The sequence below is a fragment of the Levilactobacillus mulengensis genome (assembly GCF_003946045.1).
GTDB lineage: Bacteria > Bacillota > Bacilli > Lactobacillales > Lactobacillaceae > Levilactobacillus > Levilactobacillus mulengensis.
On the sequence record NZ_RHNW01000005.1, the window covers coordinates 44,129 to 64,093 of the forward strand.

The window sequence follows — 19,965 nt, forward strand, 5'->3', positions numbered from 1 at the left end:
CCATTGGGCAAATCGTGACCCTAGATTGATAACCCGGCCAGACAAACTCTCCACACATATAGTGCCTGAGAAAATCGTTTAGTCAGGAAGTTCTTGGTAGTCGAAGTGGTCAAACGTAGCCACCTGTTCGTACCCTGCATAATCGACAGCTGCTAGCCCAACGAAGGCGCCAGTGAAGAAGCCACCTGACGTTTGTAGGACGTAGTCATCGGACAGGATAGCGGCGTCTAACGTGACTGGCACCGTTTCCCAAGTCTTACCGTCAAAGGAATACTGGTACGTGTAAGATTCCTTGCGCGCTTGGACTCTGAACCAAACGGATTTCGCATCTGCTGGAACCGGAATTGCGTTGTCCTTCAGGAAAGACGTGTAGGTATTGTCGTCGTTTTGAGCAACTTCAATCACGCGACCCTTCTTCTCATCGTTCGTGATGAAAATCCAGGAATAGTGCTTATCGTTATAGAAATTAGCCAAACCAGCCATTTGTTGGTAGCTGAATGGATCGAAGCTAACTTCCGTTTCGGCATCAAAATTAAAGGCTTGCCAGCGCCGCGCCACGAAGGACACGTCGAAGGTGCTAGATAAGGATTGTTGCCCCACCAACTTCAGCTTGCCGTCGCCGACTGTCCCCAATTTAGGGGTAAATGGCTGACGCAGCGTGTTCCAGTTGAGGTCCAGCGTGGATTTGCTAAAGTCATCGTGTTGCGAGTGATCCTTGGGCGCATCGGTTAAAATAGCGTCCTTAGGGGCTTCCACCTCAACTTGACCACCGTGACCGCCAACAACCCGTGGCCAACCAGCGTCATCCCATTCGACCTTTTGAATGGAAGTTTCCCGGCCTAACGTACTCCAGCCACGCGGATCATGACTGGATTCGTTGGCGTGGTTCCAAGGACGGGCAACCAGCGAAGCGTAGTACCATTCGCCACCCGGCGTTGAGGCCAAGGCCCCGTGGCCCTGCTTTTGCAGGTAGAAATCAGGCGTGTCCACGTTCGTAATGAATGGCCCGTCTGGTTCGCCTTCAAAGGATAATTCATCGAGCGTCTTGGAGCGTGCCACGATTTCTTGGTGGGTAAAGACGGTCCCGCCTTCAGCGGCAAACAGGTAGTAATAACCGTTAATTTGATACAGGTGTGGCCCTTCGACCAACTTAACATCATCACCGTTGTAAATGTTGCGGGCCGTTTCCGGCTTCAGTTGCATCGTATCCAGATCGAACTCGGTCAATGTAATCCCGTTAAAGGATTGCTTATACTCACGGTGATCCCAGGTTTGTTGCACCAGGTACTTACGCCCATTCTCATCGTGGAACAGGGAGGCATCAAAGCCGACCCCGTTGATCTTGATGGGATCCGTCCATGGCCCGTGAATATCGGTCGCCGTGGTCAGGTAGTTGATCATATCCTTGAATGGTCCATCGGTAATTTTAACATCGGTGTAGATCAGCCAGAATTTACCATCGGCATAGCTCAAATCTGGCGCCCAAATGCCCCCAGAGGACGGATTACCCGTCATGTCGAGCAGGGTCTTCGTGGACAGTGGTGATGGCAACAGGTTCCAGTGAACCAGATCTTTAGATTCGTGTAACCGCACGCCAGGGAACCACTCGAAAGTTGAGTTGGCAATGTAGTAGGTATCACCCACCCGAATCATGCTGGGGTCGGCATTAAAACCAGGTAACACAGGATTTTGAATTTTCATAAGAAATTTATCCTTTCGTGTAAACTGAAATTTAATTTAACAGGGCCTTTCGTTCGACCGTAAATACTTCTGATAACAAACTTGATAGCACGAATAACGAATAAATGGGGATTCAAACCTGGCAAGCTCGCCAGACCTGAATCCCCATCTTTCGTCATCATTTTGGAACCGCCGTGACGGCTATTTCTGGCCTAGCAACGTCTCCTTGAAGAACCCGAGAGTTTCTTTAAGCAACGTTTCTTTCACAGCAACTGAGTTCCAAGCATGACTGGCGCCTGGCACAACAACCAGATTTGTTGGCTGTTGATAAACGCTTTGATATTTCTTTGAGTAGCTGAGCGGTGCAATGTTATCCGCATCCCCATGAATGATGGTTACTGGGCCCTTAAATTTGGCAGCCTCTTCGTAGATTTGAATGTTTTGTAAATCCGCAAAGAACGCCGGTCCTAGTTTTAAGCTATTGAAGTCCAGATAACCCGTCTGGGAAACCGTATCCGTCGACTTGCCCTGCAACACGTGTTTGTTGGCAATCTCATCAACAAAGACCGCCGCTGGTGACCACATGCACAGTGACTTGATCTCGTTTGGGAGCTGCCCCGCTGTCATACTAGCGGCCACACTGCCCAAACTCATGCCAAGTAACGACAAGCGCTGGGTATCAACGAAATCCAGTGTCTGAACAAACGCAACCAGTGCGCGGCTTTCCTCGAGTTCCTGACTGAAGGTAAAGTCGATGAAGTCCCCGTCACTCTCGCCATGGTAACCGTAGTCAAAAGCAATTGCTGCGATGCCATTTTTGTTGAGTAAGCGACTCATGTAGACGAAGGAATTAAACGCCTCGTCACGATTCGAACTGAATCCATGAAACATCAGGACGGTTGGCTGTTGACCCGTCACGCCGTCTGGGATATGCGCCGTTCCGCGCAAGGTCAACCCGTTGATTTCCGTTGATAACTGTTTAATCATTGCCTATCTCCTCCCGCTATCGACTGTCGGTTGGCAGATGCTTCGTGATAAATCTGGCAATCTTGTCCCAAACAGCCGCACTCCAAAAATTACTCTCATGGTCGGCACCTGATACCGTAACCGCTTCCACTTCATAGCCGTTGCGGTCAAGACATTCGGCCATTTCTGGCATTTGTTGATAGGGTACCAAGGTATCCTTGGACCCGTGCATCAACAGAAATGGCGGATAACTTTGGTCGGGGCGAACTTGATAGACGGGACTCATCTGTTCAAGTGTCTTGGGAAACTCGGTATTTTCCAAGTGCTGGGTCACTTCGACAAATTCCTTTTGATTCTTCAAAGCAACGACATTTGACACGCCGAAACAGCTAACAACCACGTCAACCTTGTCCGAGAATCCTGCGTAATCAGCCGTTTCGTAGCGCGGATCACCCGCGGTCAACCCGACCAACTGCATCGCATTGCCCCCGGAAGAGGTACCCAGGCCAATGACCTTATCAGCATCAATCGCATACTGCGCGGCATGTGCCCGCAAAAACCGAATGGCACATTTGACGTCCTGGAGAAAGGCTGGGAACGGATGGCCCTCAAACGCATTGCGGTGTTTGACCATGGCCACCACGTAGCCCTGCTTCGCTAGGTTTGCTAATTGAATAACTTCGAAACCATTATCACCGGTTTGCCAGCCGCTTCCTTGAACAAAGACCACCACAGGAAACGTTTGATCCGTTGGGCCCTCTAAGGACAGGCGCCACGGCACAATCAAATCCAACACTTGGTTGGGTTCTCCGCCGTCTTCACAGTAGGAAATGTTTGGGATCACTGAGTACATCCCCGCGTAATGATCATTCGACGACAAGTAACTGCTAATCATTCACTCAACCCCTTGTTCTTGGTTCTCTAAACAACTTAGTTTTTCTTCGGGTCAATCTTCACCTGTAAGGCAACATTGACCAGTTGTGGCTTGAGGTCCAGGTCCTCGGTCATCCCTAGGTCTGGCTCGCCATCAACATCGAAGTGCACGCGCCGAATACCAGAACTCCGTGGCCCCTCTTTACCTGGGTGCGCATGGTAACTGTTCCAGTAATGACCGTCATCATCAATAACATAGGCATTGTGACCGGGGCCAAATTCGCCGGCAACCGTGTTGGACGTCAGGATTGGGTAGTTACTCTTCTGCCAATTCTCTGGGTCTAACGGGGACAACTCCCGGTCGATTTGCATCAGACCAACCACGTAGCTGTCATCAATCAGCGCCCCAGAATAGGTCAAGTACACCTTACCGTTTCGTTGAATCGCAAATGGTCCTTCATTAACTGGCGCGCGGTTGTTTTCCCACCCATAGATGGGTTTGGCAATCACGACGGGGTCCGAAATCATTTGCCAAGGATGAGCAGCATCCACTTCAGCAATGTAGAGCCAAGCACCTAAATCGTTGGGCACAAACTGCCGTTGCGACCAGGTCACGTAAATGTGATCATCGATTTGAAATTCCGTCATATCCAGCGTAATCCCTTGCTTGATCAGCGGGTCACCGTTGGGCTTAACCACCCGTTTAGGTTCACACCAGTCACTAGCTAACATGGGGTTGCCGTTTGGCTTCAAAGCCATGACATACGACTGCACGTCTTCAAACCGGTCGATAGTGGCTGAGTGGAACACGAACAGCTGGCCATCGATGATATGAAATTCTGGCGCCCAGAGCAGGTTGCCAATCGTATCGTACATGTTACTGTCCAAGATTTTAACTTCTTGTGCCGTCACTAATTCAGGAACTGAATTGGCTTCACGGATGTACAAGCTATGATTCCGGTCCGCATCATTCGTGGCAATGAAGTAATACTTATCTTGCCAGCGACCAATGCAAGGATCTGCACGGTCTAACGCCATTGGGAAGATAAAGTGATCTTGGTGAATCCGACCCTTGATTGTAAGACTTTGTGGCTTGGTAAAGTCAATGTTGCGACTGTACCAATCGACACGTTTGTTGGTCTCGGTCCCATCGCTATACTTCGCGACAGCCTTAACCTCTTCTAATTCTTGCTGACTACCGACTGTGACTTCCTTAGGGAGCTCATTAGCCGTGTTGTACGGTTCATCTAACTTATTCAGCAGATAATCACCGATGGCATCACTAATGCTAATCTCCCCACGAGGAATGCAGCCATCAATATTTTCGGCAGCAACCTTGGGCTGGTTCGGAATCGTAGCAACTTCACTTTGTTCGTTACCACTGATTTCAAATGCCTGGGTGTCTGCATTAAACCAGAAGCTGGCGGCGTAACACTTGCCGGAAACTTCCCGCCAGAAGACCTTCTGGGCCATCTGACCATCGACTCTGACCTCTAAGATCACGTCGTTGCCAACCTTGATTGACGCCAATTGTTGATAGTGGACAAAATCTTCGGTCGTGAAGCACAGGAGTTCACCTTTGCTGGTTAAGTCATTCTCAGCCTTGGAACCCGTTTGAATCGCAAAGATACCAAATGTGGTGTCATTGATTTGGAAGATGCAGGGTTGAATCAACGTTTTCGCGTCGATACTGCCGTCGTCCTTTTCAATACCCTTAGGGAAAAGCACCCCATAATTGTGATTCAACGCTTTAAAGGCTGACCCATTTTGGGAAATCCCTAAATGCATTGAGTGAGATAACTTGGCGTCATAGCCCTCATCGTTCCACGGATCACGTTCATAACAAAGTAATTGATAATTTTTCATAAGCTAACCACCTCGTAAGTTCTCCTGGATCGACTGACTAGTCTTCGACTGCTTGTTCTTGTTCAGCCTTTTTGTTACGAGCATCAATTTCAGCACTCATTTTGTTCATGCTGCTGTCGGTGATTGGGTAGAAGATAAACAGAATCATCCCGGCAATGATGAAGATCAGTGGCAATAAGGATTGCATGGTCAAGATACCGTGTAAGGTACTTGCGGTTTGCATCTTCAAGCTAGCGTTGAAGCCGATAAACTTCAAGAAGTAACCAGGAACCACACCACCTAAAGCCAAACCTAAGGCAACGGCGAAGGAACAAACGGAACTGATGATAGCGTTTTCACGTTTGCCTAACTTCCAGTCACCGTAGTTAACAACTTCGGTTTCGAAGGCCCACATGTAACCAGTGGTAACGATCATCCCGATGGAAGCTAATAATTTACCAGTCATAACCAAGCCAACGCTGTGGGCGTTACCAAAGTACATGATCAAGAGACCTAACATTAAGACGCCACTGAAACCGAGCATCAACCCTTTACGACCCATGTGACGCTTAAACCATGGGAACAATGGCACTAAGATAAATGAAGGAAGTGACCCTAACAAGTTAAAGTACTTCAATAAATCAGGACGGCCCATGTTGTAAGTTACGTAGTAAGAACCGGATGAGTTAACAATACTCATGAAAATGAAGGCCAAGATGAGGTAGGCCAGTAAAATAGCAAATGGTTTGTTGACTTTCATTTGAACAAAGATATCTTTAAAGGAAACATCGTCCGTTGCTTGAGCAGACATGTGGTAGTGTTCGTGAATCATGGTGAAAGCAAAGAGTAACCCAATCAGACCCATGATGGCGAAGATACCCATCGTCAGGAACCAACCTTTTTGAGAAGCTTGGCCGGTGTAGGCGCCAGAGAAACCAGTAACTAAGAATGGTACCCCAAATGAGATCAACATCCCACCAACGTTTGAGCAGAACATGCTGTAAGCGTTCAGTTGGGCAATTTCATCGTTGTCCCGCGTCATGGCAGCTGGCATCGCACCTAATGGTGACAGGAACGTGTTCAGTAAGGATAACCCAACGTAAGTCGTGTACGCGTAAACAAGTTTGAATGTGTAAGCGCCACCAATTGAGTAGAAACAAAGGACGGATAAGACCGCATAAGGAATGGCTAAGTAAAGTAAGTACCCACGATATTTACCAAATTTAGTCGTTCGTTTGTCAACCCACGTCCCATAAACTGGGCTGGCAACCGCATCAATAATTCTAACGAGTAAGAACATTAACGCGGCATCTGCTGGCTTCAATCCATAAACGTTGGTATAGAAGAATAACAGATAGGTACTGACCACGTTAAAGATCAGGTTGACGGACATCGAGCCAATCCCTTGACCCAACTTTTCTGTGAATTTCAGCTTTGGCATTACCTGAGCTTGTACGCTTTGCGCTTCATTATTTTCCAAAAGATTTTCCCCCACTCTATTTGATAGGAAGCTTCATCGTCACAATTTCTCGTGGATCCAAGTTCATCTTGAGTTCATTACCCGTGACCGTGTAGTCTGCGTAATCCTTGTCGACGACGGCATCTGGATGATCAAGATCGTTGTGCGCATTCATTTCAGCTGGGTTCAAGCACTTCGTGTAGGTGATGTCGCCAATTGCTTTAGGCAAAGTCAGGGTTAACTCGTGTGCTTTATCAGGATTAACGTTACATACAGAAACGATGTAGTTGTTGTCCTTTTCTGAAACGGTGTAGTTTAAGTCATTGTTCATTTCATGGAATGCTTGTAACAACCGGGCATCTTGATGTAGCTGGTACATCTTGAAGACATAGTAGGTTGGCGTCAAAATAATCTTGTCGCCTTCGGTCATCACCATACTCTGCAAAACATTGATCATCTGTGCAATGTTCGCCATCTTAATCCGGCCAGCATACTTGTTAAAGATGTTCAGTGACGTGGCAGCAACAGCGGCATCCCGCATCGTGTTTTGTTGAATCAGGAAGGCGGGGTTCGTGCCCTTCAACGGCTGGAACCAAGTCCCCCATTCGTCGACAACCAAGTCCGTGGACTTTGGCATCAATTCCAGGTGCCGGGAGATCATGTCGTCAATTTGACGGGCACTGTTCAATAAGCTCGTCCAATCTTCAGCGTTAAAGTCGACCGCGTCACCCTTGTCGTTCCACCCATTAGTTAAGGCGTAATGGTGTAAGGCTAAGCCATCCATAAAGGGTTCAGCGCGTTCCGTAACTTCCTTGGTCCAGGCATAATCGTCATCGCTAGGACCACTAGCAACCTTGTACATTGGACCGTTGTATTCTGAAACGTAGGTCTGGAAGCGCCGGTAAACGTCTGAATAGTACTCAGCGCTCATAAAGCCGCCGCCCATCCAAGCTTCGTTGCCTAATCCCAAGAACTTAATCTTGTAAGGCGCCGCATGACCATTTTGCCGCCGTAAGTTAGCGAAGTAAGAATCGCCATCGGCCGTCATGTATTCGATCCAATCAACCATTTCCTTGACGGTCCCACTACCTAAGTTAATGTTGATGTAGGCTTCACACCCCAGTTGGCGGCAAAGTTCAAAGAACTCGTCCGTCCCGAAGGAGTTGTCTTCAACTACGGCACCCCAACTATGGTTGATGGTCTTTGGCCGCTGATCCACTGGCCCAATCCCATTTTCCCAATGGTACTCATCAGCGTAGCTACCGCCGGGCCAACGTAGCACTGGAATATGTAAGTCTTTCAGCGCATTGACCACGTCGCTCCGCAGTCCATTGACATTTTCAATTGGGCTGTCCTTGCCAACCCAGATACCATCGTAAATCCCATGCCCCAAATGCTCTGCAAATTGTCCTTGTAAATACTTACTAATCAGAATCTTGTCATTTGACTCATCCGTAACTTTCGCCTTCATAGGCTCACTCTCCAAATAAGTAATAGTTAAGATATCTTGTATTCCTGTGCACAACCCTATGTTAGCGCTTGCAAAGTCGAAGTCAATATCGTTTTTGTTGATTGCTTAACTTTATTTGAATCTACTAATCATTTTCGTTATCAAGGGAGTATAATTGACCTATCGGTAAGATGGCTTAGTAACATATAGACTACTTAGGAGATGTATTCATGGATTTATCACTTACAAATAATTCATTGCCGGCGTTCTCGGCGTTAGATAATCCGGTCAGACTAGAAATCATCAATTTACTGTCAAAATCAAAGATGAACGTGAAGGAAATTGCGACGGCTGTAGGCCTCAGCAGTACCATCACCATCATGCATTTGAACAAGTTAGAAGCTGCACATATTATTCGCACCGAAAAGCACGGAAATCAGCGAATCTCCATCTTAACGGTCGACAACATTACCATTCATTTTCCCCAGCAACTTTACGTCCCCTATGAAAAATACGAATTCAATATTCCCATTGGGCAATACACCCATTACCAAGTTGCCCCAACATGTGGCCTAGCTGGTCAAACCGGCTTCATTGGCAAGGTCGACAATCCCAAATACTTTATGAATCCTGAACGAACCGATGCTGGGATGCTGTGGTTCTCCAACGGCTTCGTTGAATACACGGTACCCAACTACCTGGCCCCCGACCAACAGATCAAGATGATTGAATTTAATGTTGAGCTGAGTTCAGAATTTCCGTTCTCAAATAACAATTGGCTGTCCGATATTACCCTTTCCTTGGCGGGTAAGACGCTGGGCACCTGGACCAGCCCCGGTGACTTCTCCGACGTTCGGGGGAAATTCACGCCCGAATGGGTCTACAGCGATATGAATCAATATGGTTTACTAAAAACGATTCGAATCTCTGAGTATGGGACCTTTATCGACGGTCACCATTTCTCCGATGTCACCATCTCAGATATCGATGCTAAACGTGACAACTGGACGCTACGATTCTCCGTACCTAAAACCGCTGAACACTGCGGTGGCTGCACGATCTTTGGCAAGCACTTTGGTAATTACAATCAGGATATTAGCTTCCGGACCTACTACCAGGAGAAAATTAAGAGCGACTAGCTGGGCATAAAAAACGGCGCCACCGTGGTTAAACCGCGATGACGCTGTTTCTTTGTGCACTGCTCGCATCCTTATTGATGCCGAGTATCTGGTTTATAAAATTGGTGATAACAGCCGTGAAGCCGTCTGCTTAAAGCGCAGGTAGGCCGACTGCTGCTTGAATTTCTCTGGGGTAATCAGCTCACTGTGACGCATGTCAGCCTCGTAAATCTCTTCCAACTGCGTGGCGACGACCGGGTCGTAAATGAACGCGTTGATTTCGAAATTTAATTTAAAACTCCGATAATCCATGTTGGCCGAGCCCACGGAGGCAATCCGGCCGTCGACAACCATGGTCTTGGCGTGGATGAACCCGTTGTGGTAGAAATAAATCTTCACGCCATCATCGGCAAGCTGGCGGGCATAGTACTGGGTTGCCCGGTAAACGAAGGCGTGGTCCGGCTTGTCCGGGATCATGATTCGCACATCAACGCCGGCCATGGCCGCAATCCGCAGGGAGTCCAAGACACTGTCGTCTGGAATCAGGTACGGCGTCTGAATCCACAGGCGCTTTTCTGCCGTCTGAATCAGCCGCATGTAGCCCATTTTAATCTGTTGCAGGTCGGAATCCGGCCCACTAGAGACAATCTGCAAACTGGTTTCCCCCTTAACCTTGGTCAGTGGGAAGTATTTGTGCTCGATGCGGTCGTCCTTGAACGGATGGTCGCGGTCGGTGGCGTTCCAGTCCAGCATGAAGCGCGCCTGCAGGGAGAAGACCCCGGAACCCACGATGCGTAAATGGGTGTCGCGCCAGTAGCCAAACTTTTCCTTGCGACCAAGGTACTGGTCCCCGATGTTAAAGCCGCCAACGTAGCCAACCTGGCCGTCAATTGTGACGATCTTCCGGTGATCACGGAAGTTCAGCCGGAAGTCAATCACGGCCGAACGCGTGCCCAGGAAGGCTTCCACGTGGCCGCCCACGTCAATCAACGGCTTGAAGAACCGTTTCCAGGTACCCATCGATCCCCATGGATCATAGATCACCCGAACTTCGACGCCGGCCTGAGCCTTCTTCACCAGCAGGTCCAGGATGTCATTTCCAATCTTATCGTTGTAAAAGGTGTAAAATTCAATGTGAATACTGGAGTGGGCCCGCTCAATGTCCTCCATCATGAGATGGAATAAGTCGTGACCATCCGTAATCACTCGTACCCGGTTCTTTCGGGCCAAGAAGGCGTGGTCGGTCTCCATAAACATATTAACCATATTGATGACCGAATGACTAATTTGGTCAGCCGGCATAATTTTGTCGCCAATTTCTTCACGTTGCTGATTGAGCCGTTCCTCTAGCTGAACCGCTACCTGCCGCTGCAGTCGAAACATCCGACCTTTCGGCAATTTTCGCCCAATAAAGGCGTAAGCGATAAACCCGACGACGGGCAGTAGGACCAGCACTAGCATCCAAGCCCACGTCGCGGCAATATCCCGCTTCTCACGGAAGACCGTCACGAATGCCAACGCCGAGTTGACAACCACAATGATTTCCAGGATGAGCATGTAATTCACGTTCACGGGTAATCCCCTCCTCTAACTCTCTGTGATTTTATGATACGCTAAATCATCAAAATGTCTTTAGTTTTTCTTAACTTTTTTCAATTAATTCACCCTAAATCGACCAGGAGGCGTTTCCATGTTTTCTCACTTAACCACGTTGATTGGCGGCTTACACGGCACCAGCCCCTTTCGCGTTTTACACTGGATTTTCCGGGATAACCCGACCATCGGGATCATTCTGTTGGCGGGCATTATTTTGTACAGCATCTACCGCTACATGAACCGGCGCTAACATGCCGTTCCCGCCGGCGGGTTCAAGGTGACCTGCTATGGGGTCGCTTCCAGCCTGAGAAGCGGTCTTCCAGCTCGACTTTGAGCCCCTAAACCGGTCTCAAAGGTCGTCCCGTGGTCTAAAACTGAGAAATTCACTCAGTTAAGACCACCGACACAGCTGGCCACCTTGCCCCGCCTCTGGTCACTCACGTTAGCGAATTCCCTTTCTTACTCGCTTTTCGTGTATCCTTTGCGCTAGCGTTGCTCCTATGACAATACTCATTTATCCCATTCAATGTATCTCCATCGTTCTACTACTATAGTTTTCTAAGTCCTCACTTAACAATTGAGGCTTATTCTTATATCACCGGTTATCAAAAAAATCACCCAGCCACAAATCAGTGGACTGGGTGATTTTAAATTTTTCGATTTAAAAGCTGCTGGCCGGGTCGCCGTATTGGCTGGTCCCGGTTGTGTAATTAATTTTGACGCCGGCCTGGATGTTAAAGATGTAGACGTTGTAGGAAACGCCGGGGTTATTGACCGACTTGGCCTGCATGTGGACGCCGCGGGCGACTAGCTCGTTACCGCGGAAGACCGGTTGCACCTGGTAGCGAATGTAATCGCTGGGATGGCTCTTCAGGTAGCTGGCCACCGGATTTTCATAAGCCGTCATGCCGGGGTCGTTCAGTGAACGGGTCCCGGTCATCAGGTTCTTCAGATTGTTATTTTGCCCGGTCAGTTGGTAGCCGATTAAATGACTTCGGTTGTACAGGTAACCCCGCTTGCCATTGACCGTATATTCCTTGTTCTTCCACCCAGTCGGGTTGACGTTGAGCGGCTGGCGCTTGGCCGTGGGCATCGTGCTCTTACTCAACAAGGCATTCGCGGTGGTCACCCGATTCAAGGTATCCAGCTCGCCGTACGTTGCCCAGGGGCCCTTCTTCGTGGATAACTGGGCCGCCGTAAACGTCGGCTTATTGTGGTTGACCGCTACGATTTGCGTGCCGGTGTATTTCTGATCTGCTAGGGCTTTTGTCGCGACCGACTGCTTGGGCGCCGTAGCCGTGGTGCCCGAATTCGTTGCCTGATGGCTGGTACTCCCCACTAAACTCGTGGCCACGTTGGTAATTTTACGGGCGGTCGGGTTGCCCTGACTACTTAAGGTGCCCACGACCCCAATCAAAATCACCGCAATGGCGGTGTAAATGGACACGCGCCCACCCCGGCGGCGTCCCCGATAACGTTTACTCATTTTTCTCTTCCTCTCAGCTCTCATAGTGTTACCCTCTATTTTAGCAAAAGAACATACGTTTGTCTTCTTTCATTAGTTATTAATCGCTATTTTTAATTATTAATAATTGATTATTACAGCCAGTCACGCCAACTTAACACTTTTTTAACTGCGCGTCCCCCTTTTCTGGTGGGATGCCATGCTATACTATAGGGGAGAAGTAGGCGGTTTGTGTGAACAACATAAAACTGTTATCATTTGCGATGAGGTGATTGAGATATGAAGAAATCCCGTACGATTGCCGCCGCTCTGAGCCTTTTGGCTGTATTTGCCATCGGCTTGGCCGGCTGCAGTAGCTCCAGCAGTAAGTCGGGGAGCAACCAACAAGCTAGTTTTAAAAACAAGACCACGAAAAAGGCTGACGTGAAGTCCACGTTGACGGGTTCCAAACAACTCTGGTACGTCAACGGTTCGATCAACGCTAAGAGCAATTCGGGCCTGGAAGCCTACCGCTTCGATTCCAACGGTAAGGTTACCGTCTACAACGTTAACAAGTATTACAAGTCATTTAGCGCTGCCAAACAGGACAACGCCTTAAACAAGATTGGGATCCTGAACACCACCTTTAAGACCAAGGGTGACGATACCGTCATCAACTTTAAAGGGAAGCTGTCAGACATTCCGATGACGCAAAAGTTCACGGTCAAGAAGACGGTCACTGGTAAGAATGACGCCGCTAAATTAAAGGTCGCCGGTTACCACATTTCTCGTGACGTCGATGATGACGTGACGCAGGCCGTTTTGGTTAAGGTCGCTGAATAAACTATCCGAGAAACGGCGCTGCGCTGGCAGAGCCGTTTTTTGTTTGGAGGAAATTTTATGAAGAAATTGGGTCCCTGGATCGGGGCGATTCTGGTCGTGGGCGGCGTCCTGGTCTATCAGCAGCACCGGCACCTCCCCGCCATCGTCCTCCTAGAAACGGGCGTGCTGGGAATCGCCGTGGTCCTAGGAATTTTCCACCTGATCAGCCTCTGGCGTAACCGCCGTTAACCCGTCGCAGAGAATGGCTGACAGCGCTTTCTCTTTGGGGTATGATAGGGCCAAAGGAGTGTGATACTGATGATGAAACACAAGTTTACCATGGACACTATGGACCCCGCAGAATTCAAGGAACACCGTGATCGCTTCAGCGCACTAATTGCTAAGAACCCCTGGCTGATTCCAACGGTCATTTCCCTAGAGATCATCCCAGTGACCACCATGCTGCACGGCTTCTGGAAGAATCGCCAACTCAAGAAACAACTCCAAATCGCACGTGAACAAACCAAGCAACTCCAGTTAGGTGGCGGCTGCCACCACGGCAAATGCTGCGGTAAGGGTGGCAAATGTCACCATCATCCAGACGGCAAGCCCCAAATGTTAGCGGATGACACCCCTGAACACGCACCCATGGGCCATTGCCATCACCACATGGATTAATCTAAGGAACGAAGGTAAAAATCACTTCCAGCTCACGGGCGGGAAGTGATTTTTTGATCTCTTAGTAAAATTTTATCGAAATGTAACATATATATAAAATTATGAATACAATTAGGTTTATGTATTTTAAGCAAATAAGTGGCGTCAAATTCTGCGAAATCACACAAAAATAGTGTGTAAACTATTAGTTAAAAGTAATCCAACCCCCTTTTAATCCCTAAAACGTCACTATTACGCCATCCATTTAGTAATATCTAATGAATTGCATTACTAATCGATAAATTCTCTTCACACTTTCTTCACAATTACCAGTTAGGATACAAGCATACCAATAAAAACCTATTAACCAACCTTTTTTCATTTTATTAATCAATAAAATGATCCACTTACCCTAACCAAGTATGTGGCCTGACCGTCCTCTAACCAGGGACGGTTTTTTGTTTTCTCGGGAACTAAAAAAGGAACATCCCGCCATCACTGACGAACGTTCCCAGCTAACATTAAATCGTTAATAATTCTGCCGGGGTACTTAACAAGTACGTCGGCTTTTCGGCCTTCACAGAGGCTGGGTCGGCGGCACCCCACATGGCTGCGGCGGTGGCGACACCGGCGTTATTTCCCATCTGCATGTCATACTTGGCATCCCCGATCATGACGCTCTCATCAGCCGCCAAGCCAAACCGGTCCAGCAAGCTTAAGATACCATCGGGCGCCGGCTTGTAATGGCTCACCGTGTCGGAGCCACTGATGGCTTCAAACGTTTGGCCCAAGCCGAGTTGGTCAAGGTTACGTTGCAGCGGCACCGAGTGCTTACTGGAAACCACGTATAAATGGTCTCCCCGCTGCTTCAAGGCCGTTAGCGTGTCCGCAATCCCATCAAATAAGGTGATACCGAGCTTTTCAGCCTCGTGATACTGGGCGCGAAATTCCGTGTAGAGTTCGGCCAATTCCGGCTCGCTGAGCGTCTCGGTCGCCATTTTTGCAAAGGATACCTCAATCGGCACCCCCATGTAGCTCACGACCGCCTCACGACTGGGCTGCGTCAGGCCCTTAGCGGCGTATGCCTGCTGGGTCGCCAGCACGGCCACGTCACGGGTATCGGCCAGCGTACTATCAAAATCAAACAAAAAATTGTGCATCAGATCACCTCATCAATTTGTCTTGCCAACGTCTCTCTTATTCTACGCGTTGCGGGTGCCTACTGGCTAGCGTTAACGCCTATCTTTTGAAAAAAGCCGCTGACCGATGTTTCATGTGAAACATTCTGACCACAAAAAAACAGTCGCCAAGGTGCACGACTGTTTTTAACGTTTATGATAAGGAATCCCAAGGAGCCAAAGCCTGTGGTGTCGTGGCTAAGACGGCTTGTTGTTCTGGCGTTAAGAAGCGCTTGTGCACGACCACTTCGTAGACGAAATCATCCATCCAGTCGTCGGTCATGACAAAGTACCCCTTGTCGCCGTTCTTCTCGCCCCAACTGTTTTCAACCTTCCAGCGGTTGGGTTCGTCATTAACCAGGTTGACCCCGGTCAGCGTCATGGCGTGAGACACACTAGCCTCACCCGTGGCGAGCCGTTGCGCCTTGGTCAAGCTCAGGTCAACGCCAAATAGGTCGCTGACTTGGAACAAGTGGCTGTCTAAGAAGCCGCGTTCCCGGCTCATTTGTTGCAAGACGTCGTTACCGAACCAGACCGATTCACCACTCTCAAGTTGGGCGATCGCGGCCTGCTTCATGTCGGCCAATGGTAAGTTGAGGAAGCTGATGTGCTTGCCACCGACGATGTTATCTTGGCTTGGCAGACTGTAGTGTTGGTTAAACGCCTTGTCTGGCGAATTGGCAATGACAACATAGTCATCGAGATCCACATCAAAGTAATCGTGGAAGAAGCCTTGGGGCGTTAACCCTTCGGCCCGGTGAACCTTTTGCTTGTCGTCCTTGAATTCCAGGTCAAACGTGGTCGGTGGTTCGCCGAAGGCATAGGCGGCCATCCGGTAAACTTCCTTTAAGGCTTGAGCGCGCGTTTCCGCGATGGCGTCCTCGTCCGCCCCGTCCGCGACCAATTGGCGCAGTGCCAGTGCATCCTTACGCAATTTCAGATTCAACGCGGCGCCGATACCGGTCGTATCATTGCTGTTGAATGATTCTGGCATGGCACTCACTGGCACGACCCCGTACTTCTGCACGAGTGCCGCCCCCATGGCCCATTGACCACCATCATTGTCGGGATGGCCCAGGTAGTAAGCGACTTCGCGGTCATCAAGTGGCTGATTGGCCGTACGTAAAATGTTGTCGAAGAACATGTTGGCCCGCTCCACGCGGTCCCAGAAGAACAGGTAGCTTTGAGACAATTCAAAGTCCTTCACGTCATACTTCGCCGCAAATTGATGGCGAATCGTGTTCAACGTGGCAAACAGCCAGCAACGGCCGGAATGCTTCTGGTTGGAGACCTTCCCCGTCGGTAATTCCACGGAGAACGTGCGGTTCAACCGCACGGCGGCTTGCGGATCTTCAGACGCTGCGAGGACCCCGTTTTTGATGACGGCCCGACTCACAACGTTGTGGGCGGGTTGTTTTTGTAAATCAGCACGTAAATCCGCCGTCTCAGCAGCGGTTAATTCATGATTGGTCTTGGTTTCTGGCATAGAACGAACTCCTCTCGCGATGACTTCATGAGAACTCTCATGAAAATCTCATAATTTACATAGATTCATTCTAGCCCTTTCGCTTTAGAAAGGCAATTAATTTTTGGTACGAAAAAACGTGATCAGGCCCACTCGCCTAACCACGTCAATCAACCTATGTATGCTGCTAACCGCCACTATGCCTGATCAGCCGGCCCAGTCTCATTACCCACGGCCCGCAACGCCAACTGCCGAATCTGCGCCACCAACGCATCATGCTGGTCTGCCGGCACGTCTGCGAGCAAGCTGTCGGCCACTTCCTGCCGCAACTGAACAATATCGGGATACAACGCTTCGCCCCGCTTGGTCAACGACAGCTCGTAAACGCGCTTGTCCGCCTTGGACTGACGCTTGCGGACGTAACCCAGATTGACCAGCTGATTGACCGCCCGGGTCACGTTGCTGGGGTTCAAGTAAGTTAAGCTGATCAACTTATCCTGCGTCAACCGCGGTTGTTCGTGAATCCGTAAAATATAGTAATACATGCTGGCGTTTAACCGGTACGGTTGGAGGCGCCGGTCAAGCGCGATACGCGTATAACGGTTGGCAATCGACAACCACTTTAAAATGTCGGGATCATTGCTACTGGTGACCATAAGCCGCCTCCTTCTCTAAAATTACGTGCGCAAGCATATACTAAATCGTGTAAATTGTCAAGCAAACACGCCAGTCCCCCGCCTTCGTGGAACCCGAAGGACAGCGGCCACGACACCGCCTGCAGGCAGTAAAAAAGCGTGGTCCCCATAACGGTCCCACGCTCTCATTTTAACTAGTAAGCTAAGCTATTCACATTAGCCCGGCGCGTCTTGCTAGACGTCCAGAATGGCACTTTAACGACCCCTAAGACCTTGTCCTTATCGACGAAGCCCCAGTACCGACTGTCGTTAGAAACGCTCCGGTGGTCCCCCAGCACGAAGTACTTGCCCTTAGGCACGACCGTGGTGATCTTCTTGCCATCATTCCACTTCTGCGTCTTCTGCAGGCTAGCCAGCGTCCAGTTCCCGGTCCCAGCAGTCCGTTCGCTGGTGGAAATGAAGCCCTGGTCAACCTTTTTCTTGTTGACGTAGATGTACCCGTTCTTGCTGGTCACCGTATCGCCAGGCAGGCCAATGACCCGCTTCACGTAGTTGGTGTTGGGCTTTGCGGAAGGATCCTCACCATGGGCATCAAAGACGATGACGCTCAGATGCTTGACGCTAGCCTGTTTCCAAGCAAAAACCTTTTCGTTGTTTTGGAGGTTCGGTTCCATGGATGGCCCGTCGACCCGCACCCGGGTGAAGACGAACGATTTAATCGCAAATGCGATGGCTAACCCAATGATCACAGGGATAATCCAACTCATGACTTCCTTTAATGCTTTCATGATTGAGCTCCTTATTTTCAGATATTAATATATTTTTATCATACACCCCGACTGCCCTTAGGAAAACTTTTTCTATCAGTGAGGGTCAAGTATCATCTTACCATTTACTGACTGAAAGTCCCACGTTTTCCCGTAATTTAATCCGCGTGTAACGTTTTTGTTGGCTGAAGGGGGCTAACAACCCGAATATTTTTCAAATGCCGCTTGCAAATTTACCCATTTCCAGCAATAATAAGGAAACGAACTTACGTCAACAAATGATGTTCTGGACCGCCATTCTGCCCGGCAGAGTAGCGGTCCAGTAGTGTTTCTAGCGCTAATTATTCTATTATTTATGAAAGGGCTGACTGTTTTTGAATCCTACGCTTTCTCGACGTCGTCAAATTTGGCTGACGCTGCTCCTGGGGACCGTGAGTGCGACCGGACCCCTGGCCATTGACCTTTACTTACCGGCCCTCCCCCAAATGAAAATTCAATTTGCCACCAGCGCCTCACTGATGCAATTGAGCATCACGGCCTGCCTGATTGGGCTGGCGCTGGGCCAATTGATTGCCGGCCCGCTATCCGACCAGTATGGCCGCCACAAGCCGCTGGTGCTGGGCTTCGTGATCTTCGGCTTAGTTTCCCTGGCCATGGCCTTCATCCATTCGATCACGCTACTGATCATCCTGCGGTTCATTCAGGGACTGGCGGGGGCGACCGGTCAGGTGTTGGCCCGAGCCGTGGCACGGGACCTCTTTTCCGGTAAAAAACTGACGCGTTTCTACGCGCTACTGAATACCGTCAACGGGGTCTTCCCCATCATCGCGCCCATTATTGGGGGCTTCATGATTCACTACGTCGACTGGCAAGCCATCTTCATCCTGCTGGCCATCATTGGGTGGGTGATTGCCTTGGCCGTGGCGTTTGGCCTCCACGAATCGCTACCGGTCAACCAACGGCAAACGGGGGGCTTTACCGCTTCTCTGGCAACCATGGGCAAATTGGTGGTCCAACCCGCCTTCTGGCCGCTGATTTTGGCCACGGGACTGGTCTACGGTGGGCTCTTCAGCTACATTTCCGCCTCGACCTTCGTCTTCCAAACGGGCTTTGGCCTGGCACCCCAAACGTTTAGCCTGCTCTACGCCTTCAACGGCCTGGGCATTGTGGTCGGGAGTAACTTGCCCGGCCAACTCGCCAGTCGCTTCACCAACCGCCAACAGGTCACCAGCCTCCTGACGTTGGCGGCCGGGGTCAGCGCCGTCTTACTGCTGACGCTCCTATTCCCAGCCAACGTCTGGGTCGTCAGCGTGCTGGTCTTGGCGCTGGTCATCCTGATTGGTGCACTACTCACACTGACAGTCACCATCATCATGGATCAAGCCACCAGCAACGCCGGCGGGGCTTCGGCCGTCATCGGTCTGGCGCAAAACGCTTGCGGTGGCCTGGCATCCCCACTGGTTGGCCTTTCCGGTAGTTCCTACGCCGCTATGGCTACCATGTTGCTGGTCTGCAACGTGGGCGCCCTGGGCCTGGTCCGCTACCAAGCCAAAACCGCGGTGGCTAAATAGGACGTGCTAAGCCAATCGTTCCCGGCGGTGGGCTCAAGGTCCCCTGCTGTGGTCACTGACGTTGATTTAACTGGTGCAATTTAGCTTGAATTAGCGTTAACACTATAATCCATACTAAAAGCTTTCAATAACCATCTGACAACTAGCCACATAATTGATACAAAGGGTCCAACCAAATCTGCGGTTGAGCCCTTTTTAATTACCGATAGTTAATCCCAACCTCGGCCCTATCGCCGTCAAACACCTCACCAGTAAGCTAACCACCAAACCACTGGGCTAAACCAGTGTCAGCCGCAGGGACGGTGAAAATGAACCAGTCGTGGTAGTGACCAGAGGCGAGCCAAGGCGACCAGCTGTGTCGGTGGTCTTAGTAGAGCGATTTTCTCTACTTAGAGCACGGGACGACCTTTGAGACCGCACTTCGGCTCAAAGTCGAGGT

Annotated in this window: 18 protein-coding genes; 6 read left to right on the forward strand and 12 right to left on the reverse strand. The window is 49.8% G+C overall.

The features are described from left to right. Nucleotides 1-78 precede the first annotated feature (78 nt). The 6 genes from EKM84_RS06365 to EKM84_RS06390 all read right to left on the reverse strand — a co-directional run bounded on the left by EKM84_RS06365 (nt 79) and on the right by EKM84_RS06390 (nt 8,294). Nucleotides 79-1,701 carry a glycoside hydrolase family 43 protein gene (locus tag EKM84_RS06365; protein WP_125764862.1) on the reverse strand — a complete coding sequence of 541 codons (1,623 nt, stop codon included), beginning with the start codon at nt 1,699-1,701 and terminating at the stop codon, nt 79-81. Nucleotides 1,702-1,881: 180 nt separating this feature from the next. Beyond that, complete coding sequence (locus tag EKM84_RS06370; protein ID WP_125764864.1) at nt 1,882-2,667, reverse strand: alpha/beta hydrolase; 786 nt, start codon at nt 2,665-2,667, stop codon at nt 1,882-1,884. A 16-nt stretch (nt 2,668-2,683) separates the two neighbouring features. Beyond that, the gene (locus EKM84_RS06375) at nt 2,684-3,541 is read right to left on the reverse strand and encodes an alpha/beta hydrolase (protein WP_125764866.1); all 858 of its coding nucleotides are present in this window, start codon (nt 3,539-3,541) and stop codon (nt 2,684-2,686) included. A gap of 35 nt (nt 3,542-3,576) precedes the next feature. Beyond that, nucleotides 3,577-5,385 carry a family 43 glycosylhydrolase gene (locus EKM84_RS06380; RefSeq protein ID WP_125764868.1) on the reverse strand — a complete coding sequence of 603 codons (1,809 nt, stop codon included), beginning with the start codon at nt 5,383-5,385 and terminating at the stop codon, nt 3,577-3,579. Nucleotides 5,386-5,422: 37 nt separating this feature from the next. Further along, nucleotides 5,423-6,844, reverse strand: coding sequence for an MFS transporter (locus tag EKM84_RS06385; protein WP_125764870.1), 1,422 nt, complete (start codon nt 6,842-6,844; stop codon nt 5,423-5,425). Between the two features lie 16 nt (nt 6,845-6,860). Next, nucleotides 6,861-8,294 carry an alpha-N-arabinofuranosidase gene (locus EKM84_RS06390; RefSeq protein WP_125764872.1) on the reverse strand — a complete coding sequence of 478 codons (1,434 nt, stop codon included), beginning with the start codon at nt 8,292-8,294 and terminating at the stop codon, nt 6,861-6,863. A gap of 209 nt (nt 8,295-8,503) precedes the next feature. On the opposite strand from EKM84_RS06390, the gene EKM84_RS06395 reads away from it, so the two are divergent. Beyond that, nucleotides 8,504-9,412, forward strand: a complete 909-nt coding sequence (locus tag EKM84_RS06395) for an ArsR/SmtB family transcription factor (protein ID WP_125764874.1) — start codon at nt 8,504-8,506, stop codon at nt 9,410-9,412. Nucleotides 9,413-9,505: 93 nt separating this feature from the next. Here EKM84_RS06395 and cls read toward each other — a convergent pair whose 3' ends face one another. Beyond that, entirely contained in the window at nt 9,506-10,963 is a 1,458-nt protein-coding gene (gene cls / locus EKM84_RS06400; RefSeq protein ID WP_125764876.1) for a cardiolipin synthase, read from the reverse strand. Between the two features lie 118 nt (nt 10,964-11,081). Here cls and EKM84_RS14165 point away from each other — a divergent pair, with 118 nt between their 5' ends. After that, on the forward strand, nt 11,082-11,237 hold the full coding sequence (locus EKM84_RS14165) for a hypothetical protein (protein ID WP_164511336.1): 156 nt from the start codon (nt 11,082-11,084) through the stop codon (nt 11,235-11,237). Nucleotides 11,238-11,648: 411 nt separating this feature from the next. On the opposite strand, the gene EKM84_RS06405 is transcribed toward EKM84_RS14165, so the two are convergent. Continuing rightward, nucleotides 11,649-12,473 (reverse strand): DNA/RNA non-specific endonuclease, encoded by an 825-nt coding sequence (locus tag EKM84_RS06405; protein WP_125764878.1) that lies wholly within the window; start codon nt 12,471-12,473, stop codon nt 11,649-11,651. A 258-nt stretch (nt 12,474-12,731) separates the two neighbouring features. Here EKM84_RS06405 and EKM84_RS06410 point away from each other — a divergent pair, with 258 nt between their 5' ends. From EKM84_RS06410 to EKM84_RS06415, 3 genes are all read left to right on the forward strand, one after another. After that, entirely contained in the window at nt 12,732-13,274 is a 543-nt protein-coding gene (locus EKM84_RS06410; protein WP_125764880.1) for a hypothetical protein, read from the forward strand. A gap of 57 nt (nt 13,275-13,331) precedes the next feature. After that, entirely contained in the window at nt 13,332-13,502 is a 171-nt protein-coding gene (locus tag EKM84_RS14170; RefSeq protein ID WP_164511337.1) for a hypothetical protein, read from the forward strand. A 69-nt stretch (nt 13,503-13,571) separates the two neighbouring features. After that, entirely contained in the window at nt 13,572-13,931 is a 360-nt protein-coding gene (locus EKM84_RS06415; RefSeq protein ID WP_125764882.1) for a hypothetical protein, read from the forward strand. 500 nt (nt 13,932-14,431) lie between these two features. Here EKM84_RS06415 and EKM84_RS06420 read toward each other — a convergent pair whose 3' ends face one another. The 4 genes from EKM84_RS06420 to lepB form a co-directional block, all read right to left on the reverse strand. Next, nucleotides 14,432-15,070 carry an HAD family hydrolase gene (locus tag EKM84_RS06420; RefSeq protein WP_125764884.1) on the reverse strand — a complete coding sequence of 213 codons (639 nt, stop codon included), beginning with the start codon at nt 15,068-15,070 and terminating at the stop codon, nt 14,432-14,434. Between the two features lie 172 nt (nt 15,071-15,242). Continuing rightward, entirely contained in the window at nt 15,243-16,574 is a 1,332-nt protein-coding gene (locus EKM84_RS06425; protein ID WP_125764886.1) for a C1 family peptidase, read from the reverse strand. 176 nt (nt 16,575-16,750) lie between these two features. After that, nucleotides 16,751-17,209, reverse strand: coding sequence for a MarR family winged helix-turn-helix transcriptional regulator (locus EKM84_RS06430; RefSeq protein ID WP_125764888.1), 459 nt, complete (start codon nt 17,207-17,209; stop codon nt 16,751-16,753). A 173-nt stretch (nt 17,210-17,382) separates the two neighbouring features. Further along, on the reverse strand, nt 17,383-17,976 hold the full coding sequence (gene lepB / locus EKM84_RS06435; protein ID WP_125764890.1) for a signal peptidase I: 594 nt from the start codon (nt 17,974-17,976) through the stop codon (nt 17,383-17,385). 353 nt (nt 17,977-18,329) lie between these two features. Here lepB and EKM84_RS06440 point away from each other — a divergent pair, with 353 nt between their 5' ends. Beyond that, complete coding sequence (locus EKM84_RS06440; protein ID WP_225418160.1) at nt 18,330-19,526, forward strand: multidrug effflux MFS transporter; 1,197 nt, start codon at nt 18,330-18,332, stop codon at nt 19,524-19,526. The last annotated feature ends 439 nt before the right edge of the window (nt 19,527-19,965 follow it).